General features: G+C 64.7%; 26 protein-coding genes and 1 pseudogene. 22 read left to right on the top strand and 5 right to left on the bottom strand.

Going from position 1 to position 24,662, the window contains the following annotated elements:
• Positions 1-25 precede the first annotated feature (25 nt).
• A complete protein-coding gene (locus tag K320_RS0108250) occupies positions 26-1,600 on the bottom strand; it encodes a Re/Si-specific NAD(P)(+) transhydrogenase subunit alpha (protein ID WP_024538362.1) in 1,575 nt (524 codons plus the stop codon).
• 149 nt (positions 1,601-1,749) lie between these two features.
• On the opposite strand from K320_RS0108250, the gene K320_RS0108245 reads away from it, so the two are divergent.
• The 3 genes from K320_RS0108245 (at position 1,750) to K320_RS0108235 (ending at position 3,309) form a co-directional block, all read left to right on the top strand.
• On the top strand, positions 1,750-2,619 hold the full coding sequence (locus tag K320_RS0108245) for a class II glutamine amidotransferase (protein ID WP_024538361.1): 870 nt from the start codon (positions 1,750-1,752) through the stop codon (positions 2,617-2,619).
• 74 nt (positions 2,620-2,693) lie between these two features.
• Complete coding sequence (locus K320_RS0108240) at positions 2,694-2,987, top strand: hypothetical protein (protein ID WP_024538360.1); 294 nt, start codon at positions 2,694-2,696, stop codon at positions 2,985-2,987.
• The gene (locus K320_RS0108235) at positions 2,974-3,309 is read left to right on the top strand and encodes a hypothetical protein (protein ID WP_024538359.1); all 336 of its coding nucleotides are present in this window, start codon (positions 2,974-2,976) and stop codon (positions 3,307-3,309) included. Before K320_RS0108240 ends, K320_RS0108235 begins: the two co-directional genes overlap by 14 nt.
• Before the next feature lie 37 nt (positions 3,310-3,346).
• On the opposite strand, the gene K320_RS0108230 is transcribed toward K320_RS0108235, so the two are convergent.
• Positions 3,347-4,360 carry an integron integrase gene (locus tag K320_RS0108230; protein ID WP_024538358.1) on the bottom strand — a complete coding sequence of 338 codons (1,014 nt, stop codon included), beginning with the start codon at positions 4,358-4,360 and terminating at the stop codon, positions 3,347-3,349.
• 106 nt (positions 4,361-4,466) lie between these two features.
• Complete coding sequence (locus K320_RS0108225) at positions 4,467-4,856, bottom strand: hypothetical protein (RefSeq protein WP_156913904.1); 390 nt, start codon at positions 4,854-4,856, stop codon at positions 4,467-4,469.
• Between the two features lie 64 nt (positions 4,857-4,920).
• On the opposite strand from K320_RS0108225, the gene K320_RS19715 reads away from it, so the two are divergent.
• The 15 genes and pseudogenes from K320_RS19715 to selB all read left to right on the top strand — a co-directional run bounded on the left by K320_RS19715 (position 4,921) and on the right by selB (position 17,585).
• On the top strand, positions 4,921-5,211 hold the full coding sequence (locus K320_RS19715; protein ID WP_407059759.1) for a DUF1010 domain-containing protein: 291 nt from the start codon (positions 4,921-4,923) through the stop codon (positions 5,209-5,211).
• Between the two features lie 14 nt (positions 5,212-5,225).
• A complete protein-coding gene (locus tag K320_RS19060) occupies positions 5,226-5,618 on the top strand; it encodes a hypothetical protein (protein ID WP_156913902.1) in 393 nt (130 codons plus the stop codon).
• 131 nt (positions 5,619-5,749) lie between these two features.
• Entirely contained in the window at positions 5,750-6,055 is a 306-nt protein-coding gene (locus K320_RS19055) for a hypothetical protein (RefSeq protein WP_156913900.1), read from the top strand.
• A gap of 120 nt (positions 6,056-6,175) precedes the next feature.
• On the top strand, positions 6,176-6,454 hold the full coding sequence (locus K320_RS0108215) for a type II toxin-antitoxin system RelE/ParE family toxin (RefSeq protein WP_024538355.1): 279 nt from the start codon (positions 6,176-6,178) through the stop codon (positions 6,452-6,454).
• Positions 6,454-6,747: a HigA family addiction module antitoxin gene (locus K320_RS0108210; protein WP_024538354.1), complete on the top strand. Its 294-nt coding sequence runs from the start codon at positions 6,454-6,456 to the stop codon at positions 6,745-6,747. Before K320_RS0108215 ends, K320_RS0108210 begins: the two co-directional genes overlap by 1 nt.
• 38 nt (positions 6,748-6,785) lie before the next feature.
• Positions 6,786-7,175 (top strand): nuclear transport factor 2 family protein, encoded by a 390-nt coding sequence (locus tag K320_RS19050; RefSeq protein ID WP_156913898.1) that lies wholly within the window; start codon positions 6,786-6,788, stop codon positions 7,173-7,175.
• 141 nt (positions 7,176-7,316) lie between these two features.
• On the top strand, positions 7,317-7,496 hold the full coding sequence (locus K320_RS19045; RefSeq protein WP_156913896.1) for a hypothetical protein: 180 nt from the start codon (positions 7,317-7,319) through the stop codon (positions 7,494-7,496).
• A gap of 77 nt (positions 7,497-7,573) precedes the next feature.
• Positions 7,574-7,866, top strand: a pseudogene (locus K320_RS19710) (DUF3861 domain-containing protein).
• A 138-nt stretch (positions 7,867-8,004) separates the two neighbouring features.
• The gene (locus K320_RS0108200; protein ID WP_024538352.1) at positions 8,005-8,331 is read left to right on the top strand and encodes an NIPSNAP family protein; all 327 of its coding nucleotides are present in this window, start codon (positions 8,005-8,007) and stop codon (positions 8,329-8,331) included.
• A 167-nt stretch (positions 8,332-8,498) separates the two neighbouring features.
• Complete coding sequence (gene fdnG / locus K320_RS0108190) at positions 8,499-11,579, top strand: formate dehydrogenase-N subunit alpha (protein ID WP_084301207.1); 3,081 nt, start codon at positions 8,499-8,501, stop codon at positions 11,577-11,579.
• A gap of 2 nt (positions 11,580-11,581) precedes the next feature.
• On the top strand, positions 11,582-12,463 hold the full coding sequence (fdxH, locus tag K320_RS0108185) for a formate dehydrogenase subunit beta (protein WP_024538349.1): 882 nt from the start codon (positions 11,582-11,584) through the stop codon (positions 12,461-12,463).
• Positions 12,460-13,089, top strand: coding sequence for a formate dehydrogenase subunit gamma (locus K320_RS0108180; protein ID WP_024538348.1), 630 nt, complete (start codon positions 12,460-12,462; stop codon positions 13,087-13,089). Before fdxH ends, K320_RS0108180 begins: the two co-directional genes overlap by 4 nt.
• Before the next feature lie 94 nt (positions 13,090-13,183).
• Positions 13,184-14,179: a formate dehydrogenase accessory protein FdhE gene (gene fdhE, locus K320_RS0108175; RefSeq protein WP_024538347.1), complete on the top strand. Its 996-nt coding sequence runs from the start codon at positions 13,184-13,186 to the stop codon at positions 14,177-14,179.
• Positions 14,179-15,660 carry an L-seryl-tRNA(Sec) selenium transferase gene (selA, locus tag K320_RS0108170; protein WP_024538346.1) on the top strand — a complete coding sequence of 494 codons (1,482 nt, stop codon included), beginning with the start codon at positions 14,179-14,181 and terminating at the stop codon, positions 15,658-15,660. Before fdhE ends, selA begins: the two co-directional genes overlap by 1 nt.
• The gene (gene selB / locus K320_RS0108165) at positions 15,657-17,585 is read left to right on the top strand and encodes a selenocysteine-specific translation elongation factor (RefSeq protein WP_024538345.1); all 1,929 of its coding nucleotides are present in this window, start codon (positions 15,657-15,659) and stop codon (positions 17,583-17,585) included. Before selA ends, selB begins: the two co-directional genes overlap by 4 nt.
• A 40-nt stretch (positions 17,586-17,625) precedes the next feature.
• On the opposite strand, the gene K320_RS0108160 is transcribed toward selB, so the two are convergent.
• Positions 17,626-18,096, bottom strand: coding sequence for a carboxymuconolactone decarboxylase family protein (locus tag K320_RS0108160; RefSeq protein WP_024538344.1), 471 nt, complete (start codon positions 18,094-18,096; stop codon positions 17,626-17,628).
• A gap of 133 nt (positions 18,097-18,229) precedes the next feature.
• Positions 18,230-19,216 carry an AraC-like ligand-binding domain-containing protein gene (locus K320_RS0108155; RefSeq protein WP_024538343.1) on the bottom strand — a complete coding sequence of 329 codons (987 nt, stop codon included), beginning with the start codon at positions 19,214-19,216 and terminating at the stop codon, positions 18,230-18,232.
• A gap of 250 nt (positions 19,217-19,466) precedes the next feature.
• On the opposite strand from K320_RS0108155, the gene K320_RS0108150 reads away from it, so the two are divergent.
• The 4 genes from K320_RS0108150 to K320_RS0108135 are packed head-to-tail and all read left to right on the top strand — an operon-like array spanning position 19,467 to position 24,557.
• Positions 19,467-20,243 carry a cyclase family protein gene (locus K320_RS0108150; RefSeq protein WP_024538342.1) on the top strand — a complete coding sequence of 259 codons (777 nt, stop codon included), beginning with the start codon at positions 19,467-19,469 and terminating at the stop codon, positions 20,241-20,243.
• An 11-nt stretch (positions 20,244-20,254) separates the two neighbouring features.
• Positions 20,255-20,668 (top strand): RidA family protein, encoded by a 414-nt coding sequence (locus K320_RS0108145; protein ID WP_024538341.1) that lies wholly within the window; start codon positions 20,255-20,257, stop codon positions 20,666-20,668.
• Positions 20,669-20,721: 53 nt separating this feature from the next.
• Positions 20,722-23,028, top strand: a complete 2,307-nt coding sequence (locus K320_RS0108140; protein WP_024538340.1) for a thiamine pyrophosphate-dependent enzyme — start codon at positions 20,722-20,724, stop codon at positions 23,026-23,028.
• Entirely contained in the window at positions 23,025-24,557 is a 1,533-nt protein-coding gene (locus K320_RS0108135) for an indolepyruvate oxidoreductase subunit beta family protein (RefSeq protein WP_034342948.1), read from the top strand. The genes K320_RS0108140 and K320_RS0108135 overlap by 4 nt, the downstream gene beginning before the upstream one ends.
• Positions 24,558-24,662 lie beyond the last annotated feature (105 nt).

The following is a 24,662-nucleotide window of genomic DNA, read 5'->3' as shown; positions in this document are numbered from 1 at the left end:
TTCTCTTTCGTGGGTGGTTCTGGGCTTACTTGCGGAACATCGCCAGCATGCGCTTGGTGACGGCAAAGCCGCCGAACATGTTGATGCCGGTCAGCACCAGCGCCGCAAACGCGAGCCAGAGAATCAAGGTGTCCGGTCGCCCGTTCTCACCCATGCCGGGCGGCGCGATCTGGATCAGCGCGCCGATGGCGATGATGCTGGAGATGGCATTGGTCACGCTCATCAAGGGCGTGTGCAGCGAAGGCGTGACGTTCCACACCACCATGTAGCCAATGAAACAGGCCAGCACGAACACCGTCAGGTGCCCGAGGAAGGCCGCGGGCGCATAGGCGCCTATGGCCCAGAACAGCACCGCCAGCACCGCGAACACGATGGACAGCGTCTTGCCGGACATCGGCGCGCCCGGGCCGTGGGCGGATTTTTTCTCGGGCATGGGCGCCGCTGCCGCCTTGGGCGCGGGCGCCGGGGGGGCTTTAAGCGGCGGCGCCGGCCAGGTGATCTCGCCGTCCTTGGCCACGGTCAGGCCGCGGATCGCGTCGTCTTCCATGTTGACCACGGCCACGCCATCCTTGGCCTTGCAGAGTTCTTCCGTCAGGCGCAGCAGGTTGGTGGCATACAGCGTGGACGATTGCTTGGCCAGGCGCGAAGGCAGGTCGGTATAGCCGACGATGGTCACGCCGTGGCGCACCACCGCCTCGCCCGGCACGGTCAGCTCGCAGTTGCCGCCCTGCTCGCCGGCCATGTCCACGATGACGCTGCCGGGCTTCATGCTCTGCACCATCTCGGCGGTGATCAGCTTGGGCGCGGGCTTGCCCGGAATCAGCGCGGTGGTGATGATGATGTCGGCGTTGCTGGCCTCGGTGGCGTACATCTGGCGCTGCGCGGCCTGGAAGCCCTCGCTCATCACCTTGGCGTAGCCGCCGCCGCCAGAGCCTTCTTCCTCGTAATCCACCTTGACGAACTCGCCGCCCAGCGACTTGACCTGGTCCGCCACCTCGGCGCGCGTGTCGTTGGCCCGCACCACGGCGCCCAGATTGGCCGCCGTGCCGATGGCCGCAAGGCCCGCCACGCCGGCGCCGGCGATGAACACCCGCGCCGGCGGCACCTTGCCCGCCGCCGTGATCTGGCCGTTGAAGAAACGGCCGAAGGCGTTCGCCGCCTCGATCACGGCGCGGTAGCCCGAGACACCGGCCGTGGAAGTCAGCGCATCCATCTTCTGCGCGCGCGAGAGCGTGCGCGGCAGGCAGTCGATGGCCAGCACCGTGGCCTTCTTTGCCTTGAGCTGCTCCATCAGCTGCGGGTTCTGCGCCGGCCAGATGAAGCCGATCAGCGTGCCGCCGTCGCGCATCAGCGCCACTTCCTCGCTGGAGGGTGGGCGCACCTTGAAGACGATGTCCGACTTCGCCCACAGCGATGCAGCGTCCGGCAGCACCTCGGCGCCGGCGGCACGGTAGGCCTCGTCGCTGAAGTTGGCGCCGTCGCCGGCGCCCGACTGGATGGCGACCGCAAAGCCCAGCTTGATGAGCTTTTCAACGGCATCGGGCACGGTGGCCACGCGCTTTTCGCCGGCCAGGGTCTCGGCGGGCACTCCGATCAACATGGTGATTTCTCCTCGGGTTGCGCAGGCGGCTGCGCGGTGTGTGTTTGGGGCGGCATTTTTACATGAGCTTGCAATGCAGGCCCGCCCAGCCGCCCGGGCGCCCATAATCGGCGCGCCTGCCACACCATGGCAAGGACTGGAAAGCGCCGATGTGCCAGCTGCTGGGCATGAATGCCAACACCCCGACCGACGTGACCTTCAGCTTCACCGGCTTCGCCGAACGCGCGGGCCATACGGCGGACCATGTGGATGGCTGGGGCATCGCCTTCTTCGAGGGCAAGGGCCTGCGCCACTTCGTCGACCACCAGCGCGCGGTGGATTCCCCGGTGGCCGAGCTCATCCGCCGCTATCCCATCAAAAGCCGCAACGTCATCGCCCACATCCGCAAGGCGACGCAGGGCCGGGTAGCACTGGAAAACTGCCACCCCTTCGTGCGCGAGCTCTGGGGCCGCTACTGGGTGTTCGCGCACAACGGCGACCTGAAGGACTTTCGCCCGCGCCTGCACGCCGGTTTTCATCCCGTGGGCAGCACCGACAGCGAGCACGTTTTCTGCTGGATCATGCAGGAGCTGGCCAAATCGCACGCCGGCGTGCCCAGCGTGGCCGAGCTCACGCTCACATTACGAGAGCTGGCCGCGCAGATTGCACCGCGCGGAACCTTCAATTTCCTGCTCTCCAACGGCGAGGCGCTGTGGGCGCACGCCACCACCCACCTGTGCTCCATAGAGCGGCGCCACCCCTTTGCCACCGCGCAATTGAGTGACGAAGACCTGAGCCTGGACTTCGCCACCTGCACCACCCCCACCGACCGCGTGGCGGTGATTGCCACCGCGCCGCTGACCAGCAATGAAACCTGGAGTGCGTTTGCGCCGGGAGAGTTGAGGGTGTTTGTGGATGGGCAACGTTTGAAGCAGCAGCACGACGATATTGCGGCCGCGCTGGAAATGCCGGGTGGAGCGGACATTGAATTTGAGCCCCCGCGCGTGGACATCCGTATTCCGCCTGCTGATTTCACCTGATGTAAGCATTCGACATCAACGTGTTTCACAAAAATCAAGAAGACAAAAGGCACACACTACGCTAGACTGAGTTCATGAAGCCGTTTCGGTGGAGCGCGGACAAGAACAGTCAATTGCAGCTCACGCGAGGAATCTCGTTTGAGCAGATGGTTGTCGCCATGGATGGCGGGGGTTTGCTGGACATCCTTGCACACCCAAACCCCTCAAAGTACCCGAACCAGAAGGTACTGGTTGTTGCCAGCGAAGGCTATGCCTATCTGGTGCCGTTTGTGGAGCAGGAGGACTACTTCTTCCTCAAGACCGCCATTCCAAGCCGGAAAGCAACTCGCAAATACTTGAACCCAGGTGATCACGATGCCGAACACTGATGCATACGAAACCGAACTGCTGCACGCGTATGAAAAAGGCGTGCTCAAGTCCGTTGCCACCAAGTCGGAACTGGCAAGGTTCAAAGCTGCCGCCCGTGCCACCGCCATCAAGGATCGCCGGGTGAACATCCGGCTTTCTTCCGGCGATCTGCAAGATATCCAGGTCAAGGCCCTTGCAGAGGGGCTGCCCTACCAAACCCTGATCGCAAGCGTGTTGCACAAGTACGCGACGGGCAAGCTCACCGAGCGTGCTGACGCAGCAAACGAAGCTCCCCCTGCCGCCAAGCCGCCTGCCCAGCGCACATCCAAGGCTGGCAGCTGACGGTACAAAGCTTGCTTGGAGGGTGTCCAAGTCCAGGCTACAGCGCATCCAGCGGGCTCAGCACCCCGCGCCCGCCCTTGTTCATCACATGCGTATAGATCATCGTGGTGTTCACATCCGCATGGCCCAGCAGCTCCTGCACGGTGCGAATGTCATAGCCCGCCTGCAGCAGGTGCGTGGCAAACGAATGGCGCAGCACATGCGGCGTCACGGGCTTTGCTATTCGTGCGGCGCGCGCCGCCTCGCGCACCGCGCGCTGCACCGATTCGGGGTACACATGGTGGCGCCGCTCCAGGTGCTCGCCTGTGCGCGCATCCGGGCGTGGGTCCATCGAACGCACCGGTGAGGGAAACACCCACTGCCACGCCCAGCTCTTGTCCGCATTCGGGTACTTGACGCCCAAGGCCCCCGGCAGCAGCACCCGGCCGAAGCCGTCGGCCAGGTCCTTCTCATGCAGCGCGCGCGCCTTCTGCAATTGCGTCTGCAGCGGGATGATCAGGTTTTCGGGCAGCACGGTAATGCGGTCCTTGCCCCCTTTGCCTTCGCGCACCACCACCTCGCGCCGGGCAAACTCCACATCCTTCACCCGCAAACGCAGGCCTTCCATCAAGCGCATGCCGGTGCCGTAGAGCAGCTCAGCAATCAACCCTGCCGTGCCCTGCATGTGCTGCAGCAGCGAACGCACCTCGGCAGGCGTGAGCACCACCGGCAAGCGCCGCGGGCGCCGCGCCTGCACCACCTCATCAAGCCACGGCAGATCAATGCCCAGCACCTGTCTGTACAGGTAGAGCAGCGCCGCCTTGGCCTGGTTTTGCGTGGAAGCCGACACTTGCCGATCGACCGCCAGATGGCTCAGGAAAGCCTCCACCTCCGCCGCGCCCATCTCTTGCGGATGGCGTTTGTTGTGATACAGAATGAAGCGCCGTGCCCAATCCAGATACGATTCTTCCGTCCGCAGGCTGTAATGGCGGGTGCGCAGATGGATGCGCATGCGCTCCAGCAGCTTGGGCTGGCGGGGTGCGGTGTCGGGTTCATCGGGATGGGCAGCCATCCGGGAAATTTTAGGTTTGGGTAAACGACAAGAAATCAGGGTTTACCAGTGTGTCGCGTCGAAATCGATTGTGTTGGCTGACCGACGCCGGTAGCATCTGTGTCGTCTAATCGTAGTTAGCAGTCTTCTTTTTGCGCGGTGGCTTTTCGCGCAGGTCAATATGCCGGATGCTGTTCCCCGATTTATTCAGGTAATCCGGGTCTCCATGCCCCGCCATGATGTTGATATGCCCGGTGTAGTCGCGCGACAGCTCAACTGGCTCGAACATGCCAGCAGTGATTGCGGCAAGCGCCGATTCGGCGGCTTCCTTGGCAACGTTCAAAGCAGACTCCAGCCGCAGGCGCTCGCGCTCTTCCGTTTCAAGATCTTTGCGCAGTTCTGCCATTGCCTCATCCTGGCCTGCAACGTGCAACGCTGCCCATTGCAGCAGCCCTCCAAGGTCAGTGCCTTTGTGCTGCGCCCCAGCTTCTTGCAGGCGCTCGATGATGGTGTCCATGTTCTAACCTTTCGCTCCAGCCGACGCTTCGCGCGGCTGATCTTGGGCGTTAGCCTGCTGCTCTATGGCTGCATCTATTGCGTTGTCAAGATCACACCCATTCAGCACCACATTGGCCGGAGTCATCCCTGCGAATACTCCACCTTTATCAATTTCATTGAGGCTACGCAGGCGTAGATATGCGTACCGTCTTGCGAATTCACGAATTCGGTCTCCTGATATTGCGGAGTTGCAATCACTGCAACCGGGCATACAAGCTGGTTTTATGCACATGGCGGTCAAAATAAACTCCTTTGTGTCTAACATTTCACTCAAGCCGACCCGCTTTCAGCGGGCGGCTTACTTTGGGCGTTAGCCATTTCCAGCACAATGCCAATCTCATTTGCCAAAATTGCAAAAGGCGCCACCTATTCTCGCCAAACATTGGCGGAGTTGTGGGGCTACACAAGTTTTCATGCAATTGCGCGCGGTGTTGTCACGCCGCGCGGCGATAACAAAATCATCCTCTTCGTCACCGAAGAAAAGCAAGCATCCGCTGAGCAGTACGCAGACCGCCTATCCGGTGAAACTCTTGAGTGGGAAGGGCCTACCGATCACTTCGCCGAGAATCGGATGCTGAACGCAGAGGCAATGGGTGATGAAATTCATCTATTTCACCGAGTGCGGCATCACAGCGATTTCACTTACTGTGGGCGCATCAAGGTAGCTGGCCACACCCTTCACAGCGCCCGCCCCAGCCATTTCACATTTACAGTTTCGTGAGTGCCTGGGCTAACACTTCGTCGCAGCCGACCGCCTACGGCGGCGGCTTAACTCAGGGCGTTAGGCATGTAAAAAATCATACACATTTGGTTTTGACGGCCACTTCTTATCGGCCCTGAGAGAGCTACAAGATGACGCACACGACTAAGACACACCATTCGTTTTCCTTTGAGGGCGGTGAACATCTCACAACCATCGGTGCCACCTTCTTCGTTTCGTACCTCTACTATCAGCATATCGATCCAACTCATCGAAACTGGGATTCGATAAAAACCAAGACTTCGCGCATCAGCACTATCACGAGTTCAGAAAAATATCACCGAGCTTGGCTCGAACGCATTGGTGGGATGAACAATGTCAATCTGAATAAGAACACTCTTGGTTTGAGTGGGGAAGCGGTTAAGGAAATGGCGCGAACCATACTTAAGGCATTATGAATAACCAGGACAAGCTATGCCTGCCCTAACATGACGCTCAAGCCGACCCACTAAGGCGGGTGGTTTAGTTTGTACGTCAAGCCGCTTGTTGCGTGATGCGCAACGTGATACACTAACGCCATGATCAAGTCGTTCCGACACAAAGGGCTGCGTCGCATCTTTGAGACAGGCAGTACCTTGGGCGTTCAGGGCAGCCATGCTAAGCGGCTTCGGATGCAACTGGCTGCCTTGGACACGGCCCAGACAGTCGAGGACATGGATATTCCAGGGTTTCGCCTTCACCCGCTTAAAGGTGAGCTACGAGGGCGCTGGTCAATTACGGTCAATGGCAACTGGCGAGTCACGTTCGAGTTCAAGGACGGAAACGCCTATGTTCTGGACTACGAGGACTATCACTAATGGCTATGCACAATCCCCCTCATCCTGGTGAGTTCATCACCGACATCTATCTTGAGCCCAATGGCATCAGTGGCCGCGAACTTGCGAACAAGCTAGACGTAGCTGCATCTACTCTCAGTCGTATTCTCAAGGGTTCTAGCCGGGTCACGCCTGAAATGGCGCTCCGCCTCTCCAAGGCTGTTGGTCGCTCCCCCGAGAGTTGGCTCGCCATGCAGGACGCACATGACCTGTGGCTGGCAAGGCAAACGGTTAACTTGCAGCGTGTCGGCAAGCTCAAGTTAGCCGCGGCCTAACAATTCGTTAGGCCTCTTCAAATAAACAGGGACGCAAGATGGCAAAACAAGAATCAGGCGCGCTTGGCGCACTTGTCGATGAGTACTGCAATGTCTGGTGTGAGCCAGATCCAGAGCTTCGTCGTCAGCGGCTTTTACCGATATGGTCACACAGCGCCACGTATACGGACCCAACTGTCCATGCCGCAAACAGCGACGAACTCCTTGCCCACATCACGAAGGTCTTGGCTCGCCGTCCCGGATCCAAGGTTAGAAGAACGAGCATCGTCGATGCGCATCATGGATGCGTTCGCTTTGCTTGGCGCGTCGTTCAAGCGGACGGCACGTCACTGTCGGAAGGAATCGACTTCATGGAAGTAGATGACGAAGGCAAGATTCAGCGGGTCATTGGTTTCTTCGGCCCATTGGCAAGGTCAGAGGACCAATGAGTAGTTCGATTGTTGACGCACATTTCACCAGCCTGACCGTTTGGTCAAACCGACGTCTACAAGCTCCGCTTGTGGGTGCCTCCGTGCCTCGCACTCCGGCGCGGCTTACTGCGGGTGTTGATCTAATGAAGGCCTATCGGAATGAAAGAAGATGACGAGGAAGAAATTATGGATATCAATGATCCAAGAGTTCCGGAGGCTGTCCGCGAGCATGGCAAACGCTTTAGAAAGCCAGCGCGTTTTGTGGTTGACGTAGGAAATAATGAGTTTGTACTTTCCGCTGACGATGGAGAGTTGCTCGATATTGTCCATTTGGAATAATTATTTTTAATTTCTGTCTGACTATTCATCACAGCCGTCAGCCCAAAAACTGCTCAATCATCCTTGTGAGTTTTTCCATGAAGCAACATCGCTATCGCATCACACTCGAATACATCGCTGACTCTGACGGAAATCCAGTGAGCCAAGCGCCATTGGTATTTGAGGCCGGGAACCATGATGAAATAATGGGAATTGTCGAGCTGGTTCGCCGCCGAGAGCTATTTGACGATCAGACTACCGCCGCTTTTGTGGTTGGACAAAAGCTTTTCGGTGAAGTGCTGCTGAAAATCGCACCAATCCCTTGTTTGCTGAATTTTGGCCGCACTTTCTCAGTTTCATGAAGCGGCTGAAAGGCACCGTAAAGCAATGAGGCCGCCGCAGTGGGCAGCCGCTGCCGGTCTTGGGGTGTGGGTGCTGTGCAATGAAGCCTGCGAACCTCTGGGCTTCATGGGGCTGGCTGACAATGCTCCAGTACCTTTCTCATGGCTTTTTTGAAAGCGATTGAACCATGCCAGTCATTTACGAAAAACGCACTTACTCTGTCTACGTGGGCAAGATGCCCGAGGTCGTACGCCTGTACCGGGACTTTGGCATGCCGGCGCTGGAGGCAGGAGGGTTCGCCAAGAATCTGATCGGCTATTTCACCTCGGATACCGGGGAACTGCACCAGCTCATCCACCTGTGGCGTTTTGAAGGCGACGAGCAACGGCGGGATTTCTGGGCCCGCCTGTTTCAGGACCAGGATTTTCTGGCCTTCGCCGTGCAGCTGCGCCCGCTTCTGAAGGCGCAGAACAACCAGTTGCTGCTGGCCGCTCCATGGGGGCCGCATCCGTAGCGCAGCGAAAGTCGCCCTGCAGGCGCCTACGCGACTTTGCATCAGGGTTTACCTGATGTAACAAACCCTGCCAAATACCTAGACTGGCCTTGCATCTTTCGATAGCAGGGCTTTTTACTGCCATCGGAAGCATGGCTTTTTCTCCACAACCGAAAGGAGAGTTTCCGATGGACATGCACCGCAGACAGTTCTTCCGCGTCAGCGGGGCGGGACTGCTCGGTTCCAGCATGGTGGCCCTGGGCTTTTCACCCACCGCCGCGCTGGCCGAGACACGCGCCTACAAGCTGACCGCCGCCACGGTCACCCGCAGTACCTGCCCGTACTGCTCGGTGAGTTGCGGCATGCTGATCTACACCCTGGGCGACAAGTCGAAGAATGCGACGCGCAAGGTGATCCACGTCGAGGGCGACCCGGGCAACCCCGTGAGCCGCGGCTCGCTGTGCCCCAAGGGCGCAGGCGTGATGGACATGATCAACTCCCCCGGGCGCGTCAAATTCCCCGAGGTGCGCGAACCCGGCACCAAGGAATGGAAGCGCATCTCTTGGGAAGACGCGTTGAACCGCATCACCAAGCACATGAAGGCGGACCGGGATGCGAACTTCCAGCTCAAGAACGATGCCGGCACGACGGTGAACCGCTGGCTGTCCACCGGTTTCCTGATCTGCAGTTCGTCTTCCAATGAATCCAGCTATATCTCGGTCAAGGTCGCACGCGCCCTTGGCATGGTGGGGATCGATACACAAGCACGCGTTTGACACGCACCGACGGTGACCAGTCTGGGCCCGACATTCGGTCGCGGAGCGATGACCAATTCATGGACCGACATTCGCAATGCCGATCTGATTCTTGTGATGGGCGGCAATGCCGCCGAAGCCCACCCGGTTGGCTTCAAGTGGGTGGTGGAGGCCATGCAGAAGCGCAAGGCCAAGCTGATCTCGGTGGATCCGCGCTTCAACCGCACCTCGGCGGTGGCGGATTTCTACGCGCCCATCCGCAATGGCAGTGACATCGCCTTCCTCGGCGGCGTCATCAACTGGCTTTTGATCAACGACAAGATCCACCACGATTACGTCAAGTTCAATACCGATGCCACCTTCCTGCTCAAGCCCGGCTTCAAGCTGGAAAACGGCCTGTTCAGCGGCTACGACGAGGCCAAGCGCTCGTACGACAAGTCCACCTGGGGCTATCAGCTGGGCGAGGACGGTTTCGTCAAGGTCGATGAGAGCCTGCAGGATCCGCTGTGCGTCTATCAGCAGCTCAAGCACCACTACAGCCGCTACACGCCGGAGATGGTGGAGAAGATCTGCGGCACGCCCAAGGACAAGTTCCTGAAGATCTGCGAAATGCTGGGCGAGATGTCCGCGCCGGACAAGACCAGCACCATCTGCTATGCGCTGGGCTGGACGCAGCACACCGTGGGCAGCCAGAACATCCGCACCATGGCGATGATCCAGCTGCTGCTGGGCAACATGGGGCGGCCGGGCGGCGGCGTGAATGCGCTGCGCGGGCACTCCAACGTGCAGGGCGTGACCGACATGAACGCCTATGCCGAGGTGCTTTCGGGCTACCTGGGCGCGCCGATGGACAGCGACACCACCTACGAGGGCTACATCAAGCGGCTCACGCCCAGGGCGCTGCGGCCCAACCAGTTCAACTACTGGAGCAACTTCTCGCGCTTCTTCAACAGCCTGATGAAGTCCTACTACGGCAAGGCCGCGACCAGGGACAACAACTTCTGCTACGACTGGGTGCCCAAGTTCCCCGGCGCGTTCGACGTGATGCACATGTTCGAGCTGATGAACCAGGGCAAGATGGGCGGTTTCATCTCGCAGGGCTTCAACCCGCTGGCGACGGTGTCCAACAAGCCCAAGCTGCTGGAGGGCCTGAAGAAGCTCAAGTACCTGGTGATGATCGACCCGCTGGAGACCGAGACGAGCGAGTTCTGGCGCAATTTCGGCGAGTTCAACGACGTCAAGCCGGAAGAAATCCAGACCGAGGTCTTCCGCCTGCCGGGCGCCTGCTTTGCCGAGGAGCAGGGCAGCTTCACCAATTCCAGCCGCGTCGCGATCTGGAAGGAAGAAGCGGTCGAGCCCCCGGGCGAGGCCAAGGTCGATTCCGAGATCATGGCCGAGCTCTTCGTGCGCCTGCGTGCGATGTACGCCAAGGATGGCGGCGCCTTCCCGGAGCCCATCCTGAATCTGGACTGGCCCTACGTCATCCCGGACAGGCCGACGGCGGCCGAGCTGCTGCGCGAGATCAGCGGGCGGGCGATCAGCGACGTGCTGGCGCCGGCGGACCCGGCCAAGCCCGATGCGCCGCCCGCGGTGCTGGTCAAGGCCGGGCAGCAGGTGGCGGGCTTCGCGCTCCTGCGCGACGACGGCTCCACCGCCTGCGGCAACTGGCTGTATGCGGGCGCCTGGTCCGAGGCGGGCAACCTGACGGCGCGCCGCGACCTGTCGGACCCGACGGGCTGGGGCGTGTACCAGAACTTCGGCTTCTCCTGGCCGGCCAACCGGCGCATTCTTTACAACCGCGCCAGCGCGGACAAGGATGGCAAGCCCTGGGCGCCGAACAAGAAGTACGAGTACTGGAACGGTTCGGTCTGGACCGGCGCCGACGTGCCCGACATGCTGCCCACGGCCAAGCCGGAAATCGGCATGGGTTCGTTCATCATGACGCCCGAGGGCGTGGCGCACCTGCATGCCATCGGCATGGCGGATGGCCCCTTCCCAGAGCACTATGAGCCGATCGAGACGCCGGTGGGCGTGAACCTGCTGCACCCGGACAACCCCAAGGCGCTGAGCAATCCGGTGGTGCGCATCTTCAAGAGCGAAGAGGGCAATTTCGGCACCAAGGACAAGTTCCCCTATGCCGCGACGACCTACCGCCTGACCGAGCACTTCCACTACTGGACCAAGCACTCCAAGCTGAATGCCATCATGCAGCCCGAGGCCTTCGTCGAGATCAGCGAGGAGCTTGCGAAGGAGAAGGGCATCAAGAAGGGCGACACGGTGAAGGTCAGCAGCATCCGTGCTTCGATCGTCACCAAGGCCGTGGTCACCAAGCGCATCAAGCCGTTCATCATCGACGGCAAGCCGGTGCATCTGGTGGGCATTCCCATCCACTGGGGTTTCAAGGGACAGACGAAGAATGGCTATCTGGCCAACGCGTTGACGCCGTTCGTGGGCGACGCCAACTCGCAGACGCCGGAGTTCAAGGCCTTCCTCGTCAACATTGAAAAGGTGTAGCCATGTCGAGTCTGCAATCACTGGATGTGGTCGCCCGCTCGGCCACGACAACGCCACCGCCCCAGGCGCGCACCCATGTCGCCGAGGTCGCCAAGCTGATCGATGTCTCCAAGTGCATAGGCTGCAAGGCCTGCCAGGTGGCATGTTCGGAGTGGAACGACCTGCGCGACGACGTGGGCAGCAACCTGGGCGTGTACGACAACCCCGCGGACCTCTCGCCGCAGAGCTGGACGCTGATGCGCTTCTTCGAGGTGGAGCCTGAAAAGGACAAGCTCGAATGGCTGATCCGCAAGGACGGCTGCATGCACTGCGAAGACCCGGGGTGCCTCAAGGCCTGTCCGTCGCCGGGCGCCATCGTGAAGTATTCCAACGGCATCGTGGACTTCATCAGCGAGCACTGCATAGGCTGCGGCTACTGCGTCAAGGGCTGCCCGTTCGACATCCCGCGCATCAGCGAGAAGGACAACAAGGCGTACAAATGCTCGCTTTGCTCCGACCGCGTGAGCGAGGGCATCGAGCCGGCCTGCGTCAAGACCTGCCCGACCGGGGCCATCACCTTCGGCACCAAGGAGGACATGCTGGAGCACGCCCAGCAGCGCACCGTGGAACTGAAGGAGCGCGGCTACGCCAATGCCGGCGTCTACAACCCGGCGGGCGTGGGCGGCACGCACGTGATGTACGTGCTCAAGCATGCCGACCAGCCCGAGCTGACCGGCCTGCCGCGCGATCCGCACATCAGCGCGGCGGTCGGCCTGTGGAAGGGCCTGGCCAAGCCGATCGGCCTGGCCGTGATGGTGGGTGCGGCGTTTGCCGGGTGGTTCCACTACCTGCGCAAGGGCCCGCTGGAGACGCCCGAGGATGCAACCGAAGGAGAGCAGCAATGAAATCGCCCCAATTGCAACGCTACAGCGCGGGCCAGCGCTCCAACCACTGGGCCGTCGTCACCTGCTTCGTGCTCGCGGGGGTATCGGGCTTCGCGCTCTTTCACCCCGCGCTGTTCTGGCTCACCAACCTGCTGGGCGGGCCGCAGTGGACGCGCATCCTGCACCCTTACATCGGCATCGCCATGTTCCTGCTGTTCCTGGGCATGTTCTTCATGTTCGTGGGCGCCAACGTCTGGCGCAAGGAGGATTCCGCGTGGCTGGGCAGCGCGAGCAAGCTGATCTCCGAAGGCAATGCGGCGAAGATGCCGGCCGTGGGCAAGTACAACGGCGGGCAGAAGCTCGTCTTCTGGCTGTTCACGCTCTGCCTCATCGTGCTGCTGGTCACCGGCCTGCTGTTCTGGCAGGCGTGGTTTGCCGCCAGCGTGCCCATCCCGCTGCAGCGCATCGCCGTGCTGCTGCATGCCATCGCCGCCTTCGTGCTGGTGCTGGGCGTGATCGTGCATGCCTACGCTGCCATCTGGGTCAAGGGCACGATTGGCGCCATGGTGCGTGGTACCGTAAGCGCCGCGTGGGCCAGGCACCACCATCCGCTCTGGTACCGTGATCAGGTGGCCGGCAAGAAGTGACCTTGTCCTTCTGAAATCCGGGCCGCCTGCGGGTGTTCTGCACCGAGGCGGCCTTTTTTTGTGCTGTTTTTTCTCATTGAGAAGCTGACCGATCTTGAACTCGCCCGACTACCAACCGTTCCAGCACACGCCCGAGGAAATCGCGCTGCGTTCCTCGCTCGATGTGCCGCTGCTGCTGCTGCCCAAGCGCGGCAACGTGTTTGCCGATCGCGCGCTGCGCCTGCGCCAGAAGGCCGCCGACCACGCGATGCGCGACTACCTGATGTTCATGGCCGTGGTCTGCGAGGCGCAGCACGCGCGCCTGCCGCAGTTCCCCCAGGTGCCGATTCCCACGCAGGCGCAGATCGACGCGGCGGCGCAGGACGGCAGCGCGCTGCTGGCCACCGACCGCTGGCCGCGCGACCCCGCCTGGCGCGGCGAGCTGCGCGCGCTGCTGGCGCAGGTGCTGCAAAAGCTGCCCGCGGACAGCCCGGCGCGCGCCGGCGTGCAGGCGGTGGCGGACCTTTCCGACGAGGTGCTGGAGCAGCAGGCCGACCGGCTGTTGGCCGGCATCACGCTGGGGCTGGATCTGGCGGCCGCGCCGCTGATCGCCGCCGGTCTGCAGCTTTATTGGGTGCATCTGGTCACCAGCACCAGCCAGTTGGGCCCGACGGTTTTCAGGCCGCGCGAAAACAGCAATCGCTGCCCCTGCTGCAACAGCGCACCCACCGCCAGCCTCATGCGCGTGGGCGGCAAGCAGGAGGGCCAGCGCTATCTCTGCTGCAGCCTGTGCAGCGCCCAGTGGCTGATGGAGCGCGTGCAGTGCACGCATTGCCTCTCGGACAAATCCGTGCGCTACCGCGGCCTGCAGGCGGCGGACGCTGCCGCCGACCCCGAGAAGGCGCCGGCGATAGAGGCCGAAACCTGCGACGAATGCAGGCACTACCTCAAGGCCATGCACATGGCACGCGAGGTGCATGTGGAGCCGGTGGCCGACGACCTCGCCTCGCTCACGCTGGACCTGCTGGTCTCCGAGGAGGGCTACATCCGCAGCGGCACCAACCTGCTGCTGCTGTTTGGCGACCCTGAAGCCGAGCCCGGAGGCGCCTGATGAGCGCGCCAGAGGAATCCGCGGTGCGCGGTTCATCGGCTCCCTCGATCATCGAAGCCGCCAGACCGCAGGACCTGCCTGCGCTCGACAAACTGCTGCGCCTGCAGGCTGTGGCAGCGCTGGTCGCCGAGCATGGCCATAGCCTGGTCGCCGGCGAGGCGCGGGCGCTGCTGGCCGCGCTGCGCACGCAGGCGCTGGCGGGCGCATTGCCTTTGCCATCGGTCGAGCCCGAATCGCTGGCGGCCGCTCTTGCGCAGCGCGTGCGGCAGCGCCTGGCGCCGCGCATGCGCCGTGTGCTCAACCTCACCGGCACGGTGCTGCATACCAATTTGGGCCGTGCCCTGCTGCCGCAGGCGGCGATCGCGCGGATGCAGGCGCTGATGGCCGCGCCCAACAACCTGGAATTCGATCTGGAGACCGGGCGCCGCGGCGACCGCGACAGCCTGGTCGAAGACCTGCTGTGCGAGCTGACCGGCGCCGAGGCGGCCACGGTGGTGAACAACAACGCCGCCGCCGTGCTGCTCACGCTGGCGGCGCTGGCACCCGGGCGCGAGGTGATCGTCTCGCGCGGCGAGCTGGTGGAGATCGGCGGTGCGTTTCGCATGCCCGACGTGATGGCAAGCGCCGGTGCGCGGCTGGTCGAGGTGGGCACCACCAACCGCACGCACGCGCGCGACTACGAGGGCGCCATCGGCGAGCGCACCGCGCTCTTGATGAAGGTGCACACCAGCAACTACCGCGTCGAGGGCTTCGCCAGCGCGGTGAGCGAGGCGCGGCTGGCACCCATCGCCCGCGCCCATGGCCTGCCGCTGGTGACCGACCTGGGCAGCGGCGCGCTGATCGACATGACTGCCCATGGCCTGCCGGCGGAACCCACGCCGCGCCAGATGCTGCAGGACGGCTGCGATCTCGTCACCTTCAGCGGCGACAAACTGCTCGGCGGCCCGCAGGCCGGACTGATCGTCGGCGGCAAGGCGCTGGTGGCGCGCATCAAGGCGCACCCGATGAAGCGGGCGCTGCGCATGAGCAAGCTGCCGCTGGCGGCGCTTGAAGCCACGCTGCAGCTTTACCTGCGCCCCGAGCACCTGGCGCAGGCGCTGCCCACGCTGCGGCTGCTGACCCGCCCGCTGGCCGACATCGAGGCTGCCGCCCGCGCCGTGCTGCCCGTGCTGCAGGCTGCGCTGGCGCCGGGCTTCACCGTGGAGACGGTCGCGCTGCAGGGGCAGATAGGCTCCGGATCGCTGCCGGTGGAGCGCCTGCCTTCCGCCGGCCTGGCGATCGCGCCGGCGGACAGGAAGGGCAGCGGACGCGCACTCGAAGCCCTGTGCGCCGCGCTGCGCGGTCTGCCGCTGCCGGTGATCGGCCGCATCCATGAAGACCGGCTGCTGCTGGACATGCGCTGCCTGGAAGAACCGGGTGAATTCATCAAAGAAATTGGCCATTTGCGCATGACAGGCATGCGCAATCAGCTATCTTCATGATAGTAGGTACCGCAGGTCATATCGACCATGGCAAGACCACGCTGGTGCGCGCGCTCACCGGGGTGGATACCGACCGTCTGCCCGAAGAGAAAAAGCGCGGCATCAGCATAGCGCTGGGCTATGCCTATCTGGATGCCCCGGGCGGCGAGCGCATCGGCTTCATCGACGTGCCCGGGCACGAACGGCTGGTGCACACCATGGTGGCGGGCGCCAGCGGCATCGACTTTGCGTTGCTGCTGGTGGCGGCGGACGATGGCGTGATGCCGCAGACGCGCGAGCACCTGGCCGTGCTCTCGCTGCTGGGCATTGCGCGCGGCGCAGTGGTCATCACCAAGGCGGATCGCGCGGACGCGCAGCGCATGGCGCAGGTGCGCAGCGAGGTCGCCCAATTGATCGCCGGCACCAGCCTTGCGCAGGCCCCGGTCGTCGCGGTGTCGGCGCAGACGGGCGCCGGCGTTGAGGCCTTGCGTACTCTGCTGTTTGAAGCTGCCAGTGCTGATGCAGCAAGCGCTGCGACAGGTTTTGAATCTCTAGGCTTGCGCCTGGCGATTGACCGGGCCTTCACGCTTGCCGGTACGGGCACGGTGGTGACCGGCACCATCCACGCCGGCCGCGTGCGCGTGGGTGACGAGCTGGCGCTGGTGCCCGCCGCCACGGGCACGCCCGCGACGCTGCGCGTGCGCAGCCTGCATGCGCAGAACCAGGCGGTGGACAGCGCCCATGCCGGCCAGCGCTGCGCGGTGGCGCTGGCGGGGCTGGCGCGCGATGGGGTTGCTCGTGGCCAATGGCTGGTGGCGCCCGGCACGGCCGTTGCCACGCAGCGCCTGGACATGCGGCTCACGCTCTGGCCCGGCGAGGCGCAGGCGCTGCGCTCCGGCGCGCATGTGCTGGCGCATATCGGCGCCGCGCAGGTGAGCGCCACCGTCGCGCTGCTGGATACCGACCTGCTCGCCCCGGGCGCCAGCGCGCTGGCGCAACTGGTGCTGCAGGTGCCCGTGGGCGCCTGGCAGGGCGAACGCGTGCTGCTGCGCGACAGCGCGGCCAGCCGCACGCTGGCGGGCGGCAAGGTGATCGACCCCTTTGCCCCCACGCGCTACCGCCGCACGCCGCAGCGGCTGGCCGCGCTGGCCGCGCTGCAGCAGCCGACCCCCGCGGCGCGGCTGTCGGCCTTGCTCGCCGTCGCGCCCTGCGGGGTGGATCTCGCACGTTTTGCCGCTGCGCAGGGCTGGCGTGAGTTGCCGCCAGATTATGTGCCGAATATGGCTTTGAGGCAGACAGGACAAGCGCTAGGCGCTACGCAAACGGAAGTGATTGGCGATGCGGCGCTGCAGGCGCTGCAAGCCTTCCATGCCCGCCAGCCCGATGAGCCTGGCCCCGACAGCGCGCGCCTGCGCCGCCTGGCCGCGCCGCGCCTGCCGGCCGCGCTGTGGCAGGCGCTGCTGGCGCGGCTGGCTGCCGATGGCAAGGTCGTGCTGCAGGGCGCCGTGGTGCACTTGCCGGCCCATGGCGCTCAGCTGTCGGAGACGGAAACGCGCATTGCCCAGAAGATCGCGCCGCTGCTGGCCGGCGCCGGCTTTGAAGGCAGCTGGGCGCGCGACATGGCGCGCCACGCGCAGGAGCCCGAGCCGCTGGTGCGTACCACGCTGGCCCGCCTGGCGCGCCGCGGCGAACTGCACCAGATCGTCAAGGACCTGTACTACCCGCCGGCTGCGATGCAGCAGCTCGCCCGGATCGCGCGCGCGGTGGGCGCGGCCCACGGCGGCGTGGCGCTGGCGGCGGACTTTCGCGATGCGACCGGGCTGGGCCGCAAGCGCGCCATCCAGATCCTGGAGTATTTCGACCGCATCGGCTTTACCCGGCGTGTCGGGGACCAGCACAAGCTGCGGGCGGAGTGCACGCTGTTTGCGCAGGATGGCATGCCCTGAACGGGCGTGTTCATGCCAGGGGCCGCCATCGCGCCGGTCGCTATGGCTTGCCGTGCGGGCTCACGTAGTCGCCCACCTTGGCGCGGAACGCAATCGCCATGCGGTTCCAGCTGTTGATGGAAATCACCGCCAGCGTGAGATCGACGAGGGCTTTTTCGTCAAAATGCTTGCGCACCTCGTTGTAGAGATCGTCCGGCACGCCGTGGGTGGCAATCTGCGTGATGGCTTCGGTCCACGCCAGCGCGGCGCGCTCGCGCTCGGTGTAGAAGCTGGGTGCCTCGCGCCAGGCCGAGAGCAGCACCAGGCGCTGCAGGGTCTCGCCCTGCGCAACCGCATCCTTGCTGTGCATGTCCAGGCAATAACCGCAGCCGTTGATCTGCGAGGCGCGCATCTTCACCAGTTCCAGCAGCGATTCCTCGATGCCCGTCTTGTGCACCTGCATTTCGGTGTGCAGCAGGGCCTTGAAAGCCTCGGGCGATGCGTCCCTGTAGGAAAGCCGTTGTTCGTGCATGGTGTTCTCCGTGAGCCCGGTTCCGGGAAGGCCCACAGTCTATGCACGCGGCGGCAACCGCGGCGTGCGGCCGCGTCAAAGCAGCACCGCGCACGCAGGTTTGCGCCTGCGCGGGTATCCGCGCGGATTCAGCTCAGACCGCCTTGAGCGTCTGCGAGGGCAGGCAGCCGAACCGCGCGCGGTACTGGGCGCTGAAGCGGCCCATGTGCACGAAGCCGAAGGCCAGGGCGACGTCGGTGACGCCCACGGCCTGGCCGTCGCGCGCGGCGCCCCTGAGCATGCCGTGCGCCGCCTGCAGGCGCTGCTGGCGGGCGTAGGCGAGCGGGGCGGGTTCGCCGTGGCGCTTGAAGACGAGCTCCAGCGTGCGCGGGCTCACGCAGGCATGGCGCGCGATGTCCGCCAGGGCGAGGGGGCGGTCCAGGTGCGCGTGGATGTATTCCTTGGCGCGGCGCAGGCTGCGGGCCTCGACGGGGGCATCGGGCGTGCCGGCGGCGTCGGGCTGGTGCAGCAGGCAGGAGAAGGCGGTGAGCAGAAAGCCTTCCATGGCCGCGGTGGCCGTGGGGTGGGCCTGCCATTGCGCGGCGAACTGGTCGATGTTGCGCGCCATGTCCAGCATCGCCTGGCACCAGGCGGCGACTTCGGGCTCGCCCCTGCGGCGCGACAGCGCCATGCGCGGGCGCTCGCCCTCGCCGACGTACTCCTGCACCACGCTGCTGGGGGTCTGCAGCAGCAGCATGGTGCAATCGGGGCTCCAGCGCATGCGGCTGGGCGTGCGCGGCTGCAGCACGCTGAGCACGTTTTCATTGACATCCACGGCGTGGCTGCCGCTGGTGATGCGCGCGCAGCCCGTAAGCGGCAGCTGCACCAGATAGAAGTCGCCGCGCTCACCCGGATCGATGTCCACCTCGGCACCGTAATGCAGCACGTTGAGCGAGGACTGGCCCAGCGTCACCCGGTTGTGCCAGAGATCCAGCCCCCTGGCCCGGCCCTGCACCTGCAGGCGGTGGCGCGAGAACACGTCGCCCACACGCTGCTGCGCCTCTTCGATCGAGCGCGAGCGGATCAGCGGGAAGGAATCCAGCAAGCGGATGCCGGATGCGGCGGGCGAGGGCATGGACATGACCGGCGAGCAAATAGTTTAGGTTTGAAGTATCTGGCATCCCGTTCTGCCCGTCCATAGGGCTTTCCCTTGGTTTCTCCCGAAAGCCGCCGGTTTGATCGCAAAGTGGATAGGGGCATGCGCCAAACGGCTTGCGATGGACAGGGGTTTTGCCGCAGCATATGGCAAGGCGTTCGGCGGAGCGTCCCGCGGCGCGCTGCCCGGCCTTCCCCGCCTGATCCCCCATCTCCCCGCAATCAAGGAGCATTCCATGACCACTTCCCTCGCCCAGTTCGCACAGGACATCGCCTCTGGCGCCCTGCGCATCGTTGACCTGACGCATGTCCTGTCGGAAGATTTTCCGCCGCTGGTGCTGCCGCCCCAGTTCGGCCAGGTGGCGGCGTTCAAGCAGGAGCAGATCAGCCACTACGACGACAAGGGTCCGGGCTGGTACTGGAACAACTTCACCTGCGGCGAGCACACCGGCACGCACTTCGACGCCCCGGCGCACTGGATTTCCGGCAAGGACTATCCGCACAACACGGTCGATACGCTGGATCTCAAGGTCTTCATCGGCCCGGCCTGCGTGATCGATTGCACCGCCGAGGTGGCGGCCAATGAAGATTTCAACCTCGACGTGCACCACCTGGAGGCCTGGGAGGCCAGGCACGGCCGCTTTCCGGCAGGCGCCTGGGTGCTGTTCCGCACCGGCTGGGCCAAGCGCCTGGCCAATCCGGCTTCTTACGTCAACCTCAAGGAAGACGGCGCCCACACCCCCGGCCCGACCCAGGCGGCCGTCGAGTGGCTGGTCAAGCGCGACGTGCGTGGCTTTGGCGTGGAGACCATCAACACCGACGCCGGCCAGTCCTACGCCTGGCCCGTGGCCTACCCCTGCCACACGCTGATGCATGGCGCCAACAAGTACGGCCTGCAGTGCCTGAACAACCTGGACCAGCTGCCGGCCACCGGCGCCGTGATCCTGGCCGCGCCGCTCAAGCTCAAGAACGGCTCGGGCAGCCCGCTGCGCGTGCTGGCGCTGGTACCCTGAGAGGCGCTGCCATGACGACGCGTCGCAAGGCGGTCAATCCGCCGTCGATGTACGCCGCCGTGCCGTTCGGCTTCTCCCACGCGGTGGAGCAGAACGGCGGGCGCACGCTGCATCTGGCCGGTCAGGTGGCCTGGAACGCCAAGGGTGAGCTCGTGGGCGCGGGCGACCTGGTGGCGCAGACGCGCCAGGCACTGGCCAACCTGCGCGAGGTGCTGGCCGCCTGCGGCGCCACGCCGGCCGACGTGGTGCGGCTGCGCACCTACGTGGTCAACCACAGCCCGGACAAGCTCGGGCCGGTCAGCGGTGAAATCGTCGCCTTCTATGGCGGGGCAGAACCGGCGGCCAATACCTTCCTCGGGGTGCAGTCGCTGGCCCTGCCGGATTTTCTGGTCGAGATCGAAGCCACCGCCGTGCTGGCGGACTAGGCGCAGGAGCCGTCCGCGCCCCAAGCGGAGCGCGGACGTGCAGGAGAGCAAACATGGCAGAGCGTTCCTTCGTCAAGGAAGTCGAGCAATTGCGGGTGCCCGCGGGCACCGTGTTCCGTGGCGAGGGCATCCTCGCCGTCACCAAGGCCTTGCTGGAGGCGGGCGTCGGCTACGTCACCGGCTACCAGGGCTCGCCGATTTCGCACCTGATGGACGTGCTCTCGGATGCCCAGCCCATCCTCAGGGAGCTGGGCGTGTACTTCGAGCCCGCGGCCAGCGAAGCGGCTGCGGCTGCGGCATTGTCGGCGTCGGTCAACTACCCGGTGCGCGGCGCGGTCACGTGGAAATCCACCGTCGGCACCAACGTGGCGTCGGACGCACTGGCCAACCTGGCCTCGGGCGGGGTGACGGGCGGCGCGCTCATCATCGTCGGCGAGGACTACGGCGAGGGCTCGTCCATCATGCAGGAACGCACCCACGCCTTCGCCATGAAGTCGCAGATGTGGCTGCTCGATCCGCAGCCCAACCTGCCCGCCATCGTCAAGGCGGTGCACGACGGTTTTGAACTTTCCGAGGCCACCAACACGCCGGTGATGCTGGAGCTGCGCATCCGCTCCTGCCACCTGCACGGCAGCTTCATCACCGAGGAAAACCGCCGCCCCGCCTTCACGCTCAAGCAGGCGCTGGAAAACCCCGTGCGCGACGTGAACCGCATCGTGCTGCCGCCCGCCTCCTTCCTGCACGAGAAGGAAAAAATCCACGAGCGCTGGCCGGCCGCGGTGAAGTTCATCCAGGAGCGCCAACTCAACGAATTCCACGACGGCGACGGCGAAATCGAGGACGTCGGCATCATCATGCTCGGCGGCATGGCCAACAACACCCTGCGCGCGCTGATGCAGCTGGAGCTGGCCGACCTGTTCGGCGCATCGCGCGTGCCGCTGTACATCCTGAACGTCGCCTACCCGCTGGTCGAGGAAGAGGTGCGGCGCTTTTGCGACGGCAAGAAGGCGGTGCTGGTGGTGGAAGAAGGCCAGCCCGACTACCACGAGCAGCACCTGAACACCATCCTTGCACGGCTGAACCTGGCCACCAAGGTACACGGCAAGGACGTGCTGCCCATGGGCGGCGACTACACCGTGGACGTGCTGCGCAAGGGCGTGCGCGCCTTTCTGCAGCGCCAGCGCCCCGATCTGCTGGAGCGCAAGACTTCGGCCACCGTCACGCGCCGCAAGGAGGACGCCGCGCCTGCCGCAGCGCCGACGGCCGAAGCACTGGCTGCTGAACGCGCCGCAGAGGCGGCTGCCCAAGCCGCCGCCCAGGCCGAGCAGGACAAGGTGGAGGTGCCCGAAATCGTCGCCGCCATCGGCAAGCTGCTGCCGCCGCGCCCGCCGGGCCTGTGCGTGGGCTGCCCCGAGCGGCCGATCTTCTCGGCTTACAAGCTCGTGGAGCAGGAGCTGGGCGTGCACCATGTGTCGTCCGACATCGGCTGCCACCTGTTCCAGATCATGCCGCCGTTCGAGATCGGCGCCACCACCATGGGCTACGGCCTGGGGGTGAGCAGCGCCTCGGCGTTCAGCGCGGGGGCGCAGCTGGGCGCCAGCAAGAAGGCCGTGGCCTTCATGGGCGATGGCGGCTTCTGGCACAACGGGCTGACCTCCGGCATTGGCAACGCGGTGTTCAACAAGCAGAACAACGTGTTTGTCATCGTGGACAACAACTATTCGGCGGCCACCGGCGGGCAGGACATCCCGTCGTCCCGCAACACCAACCCGAACCGCAGCACCCTGCACCCCATAGAGGCGGCGGTGCGCGGCGTGGGCGTCACCTGGGTGCGCTTCGTCGGGCGCACGTACGACGTGAATGCGATGAAGCAGGCGCTGCACGATGCGCTTACGTCTGAAGAACCCGGCCCCAAGGTGGTGATCGCGCAAAGCGAATGCATGCTCAATCGCCAGCGGCGCGAGAAGCCGCTTACGCGAGCAGCTATCAAAAATGGTGAGCGCGTGCTCAAGGAACGGTTCGGCGTCGATGCCTCGGTCTGCTCCGGCGACCACGCCTGCATGCGCGTCTCCGGCTGCCCCAGCCTGACGCTCGCGCCCAGCGGCGACGCACTCAAACCCGACCCGGTGGCGCGCGTGGACGAAGACTGCGTGGCCTGCGGCCATTGCGGCGAGGTGGCCGATGCGGCCGTGCTCTGCCCCTCGTTCTACAAGGCGCACAAGGTCAACAACCCCACCGGCTGGGACAAGTGGCTGGCGGGCATGCGCGCCAGCACCGTCGGCTGGCTGCAGGGCAAGCGCGAGCGCGAGCGCGCCGCCAAGCAGCTCTACGCCGCAACGATCGACGAGGTGCGCGCATGAAGCCCCGCATGATCACCGTGGCCATCATGGCCCTGGGCGGCCAGGGCGGCGGCGTGCTGCAGGACTGGATCGTCACGCTGGCGGAAGACGCCGGCTGGACCGCGCAGGCCACCTCCGTGGCGGGCGTGGCGCAGCGCACCGGCGCCACCATCTACTACGTCGAGATGGTCGAACCCACGCCGGGCAAGACGCCGGTGCTGGCGCAGATGCCCATCCCCGGCGAAGTGGACATCCTGATCTCCGCCGAGCTGATGGAAGCCGGCCGCGCCGTGGCGCGCGGTCTCGTCACGCCCAACCGCACCACCGTCGTCACCAGCACGCACCGCACCTTCGCGGTGCAGGAAAAAGTCGTGCCCGGCGATGGCGCGGCCGACAGCGCCGAGGTGCTGGCGCTGGTGCGCCAGTCCGCGCGCAAGCTGGTGGCCGACGACATGCAGCAGCTCGCGATTGACAACGGCAGCGTGATTTCATCGAGCCTGTTTGGCGCGCTGGCCGGTTGCGACGTGCTGCCGTTTCACCAGCAGGCGTTCGAGAAAGTGGTGGAGCACAGCGGCAAGGGCGTGCAGGCCAGCCTCAAGGCGCTGCGCGCCGCCGCCGAACTGGCACGCACGCGCACCATGCCCCCGGCGCTGGTGGCCAAGGCCGAAGCCATGAAGACCGCCCCGCGCGCGCTGCCTGAAAAGGCCGCCAGCGCGGCGCTGGCGCCGCTGCTCACGCGCATCCGCAGCGATTTCCCGCAGGCCGCGTGGGACTGGCTGGGCGAGGGCCTGGCGCGCGTGGTCGATTGGCAGGACGTGGCCTACGGCAGCGAATACCTGGACAACGTGGCGCGTTTTGCCAAACGCGATCCGCAGCCCGGGGAAGCCACGCTGACGATTGCCGCCGCGCACTGGATTGCGGTCGCCATGTCCTACGACGACGTGATCCGCGTGGCCAACCTCAAGACGCGCTCCGACCGCTTCACCCGCATCCGCGGCGAGGTGGGCGGCAAGGAGGGTGATGTCTTCGGCATGGAGGAGTTCTTCCACCCGCGGCTGGAAGAAATCATGGGCCTGATGCCGGTGAAATGGGCCAACTGGCTGGACCGCTCGCCCAGCGTCAAGGGCTGGCTCGCGCCGCGCCTGGACAAGGGACGGCGCATCCGCACCCATACCTTGCGCGGCCACCTGCAGTTGCACATGATGGCGGGCCTGGCGCGCTGGCGCCGGGGCAACCGCCGCCACGCCGAGGAGCAGACCCACTGGCAGGCCTGGATGGCGGTGGCCGAGCGCGCGCTCGACGCCGGGGATGCGCCCCTGGCGGCGGAAATCCTGCGCTGCCGCCAGCTCATCAAGGGCTACAGCGACACGCATGCGCGCGGCGAGGGCAAGTTCGACCGCCTGATGTACGCCGTGCCGCAGCTTGCAGGCCAGCCCGATGCGGGCGTGAAGCTGGCCGGTCTGCGTGCCGCGGCCCTGCTGGACCCCAAGGGCAAGGCGCTGGGCGAGCACGAGCTGGCGCTGGGTCTGCGCACCAAGGTGGCGGCTTGAGCCGGGTTTGTGTGACGGGGCGCTGCACGCCACGCCTTGCGCTGGCGGGCGTGCAGTTGTCAAAACACCGGCGAGCGTGCACAGTCAAGGTTTCAGGACGATGAA

It is taken from the genome of Comamonas badia DSM 17552 (assembly GCF_000484635.1).
In the GTDB taxonomy this organism is placed as follows: domain Bacteria; phylum Pseudomonadota; class Gammaproteobacteria; order Burkholderiales; family Burkholderiaceae_C; genus Comamonas_C; species Comamonas_C badia.
The sequence above is the reverse complement of the archived record's forward strand: the minus strand, read 5'-3'. Positions and strand labels throughout refer to the sequence as shown.